Here is a 1,179-nt window from a genome sequence, read left to right on the forward strand (position 1 = left end):
CGGTGTTCTACAACCTCGACCCGGACGGCACTCGGCTTACCACGCTGGCTGCCCGCGCGGGGATCACACACCAATCCATGGGAGAACTCGTCACGAGTCTGATCGAGCTGGGCTACCTTGCCCGCCGGCCCGATCCGGCAGACAGGCGTGCGCGGCTGATCGTGTTGACCGGTAAAGGCCGCCGCGCTGTTCGCGTGGCGCGCGCGGCCGTCGCCGATATCGACCGGGAATGGATCGCCCGATTGCGGGCGGCCGGAATCCGCGGAGATATCCGGGCCGCGCTCGCGGCCTCGCTGGAGCAGGCACGCGGTGACCGGTGAATCCCCGTAGCGTCGGGGCCTCGCCCGTGGGTCGATCCTTGTTGGGACGCTCACCGTGCGGCGCGGCGGGCAGTGATCATGCCGCGGCCCGCGTAGTTCGAAGCGACCGGCGCGGCTGTGCGGCGCACAAGCTCGGCGAGGTGGGGATCGTCGAAAGGCCCTGTGTCGGTAGGGCACCGCGGCGGGCGAATATTGTTCCGATCCCGCCGATTCGAGGTGCTTGTGGTGGTGGTCGTGGGAACATCCGAGCAATCGAGGATCAGGAAAGTCCTGTTGATCATGGGGGTCAGACCGTGTTCAAGAACATCTGGGGGCGCAAGGACAACCGCACCGCTCCCATCGAAACCGCGCAACAACTGCAACTGAAACCTGGAGCTCGCGCACCCGGCGCGCGGCACGCCTCCAGCGAACGGCACCGAGGAGAATCAGCCCAGCCGCGGTCTCCCGCGATCACGAATATGACGACTGCGGAAGTCGCGCGACGCCTGATCCAACTCGCCGCGGCCGCCGAGGACTCGAGCACAGATGAGCAGCGCCTCGCGCTCAACGTTGACTACTTGGATGTGTTTGTCCCGAGACCGCCCGGTCGAGAAGCGGATTCGCCCGTTCGTCGAGATTCGAGGGATCGGTCATCAGCTGAACCGCGCCGGAGGGTCCGATCTGCTGCGAACCGTGGAAGACGAGATTCGCCGCGGCGAGGAGGTGGTTGTCGCGGCCGAGCAGCCCGTGCAGGTGCATCGCCTCGACGCGGGCGAAGGCACCCACGAGCAACGGTGCCAGGCCAGCTTTTCGGCCACGCTCGGGCTGCTCACGGGGTTGTGGGACAAACTCGGCAGGACACCACAACTGGCGGCGCGCG

2 protein-coding genes are annotated in these 1,179 nt (G+C 67.0%); both read left to right on the plus strand.

From position 1 onward, the window contains the following. On the plus strand, positions 1 to 320 hold a 320-nt coding region (locus ACGF5C_RS34875; RefSeq protein ID WP_393308701.1), incomplete at its 5' end, for a MarR family winged helix-turn-helix transcriptional regulator. A gap of 561 nt (positions 321 to 881) precedes the next feature. Beyond that, positions 882 to 1,179: hypothetical protein (locus ACGF5C_RS34880; protein WP_393308703.1), on the plus strand; the 298-nt coding region annotated here is incomplete at its 3' end.

The sequence above is a fragment of the Micromonospora sp. NPDC047620 genome (assembly GCF_043205005.1).
Lineage (GTDB): Bacteria > Actinomycetota > Actinomycetes > Mycobacteriales > Micromonosporaceae > Micromonospora.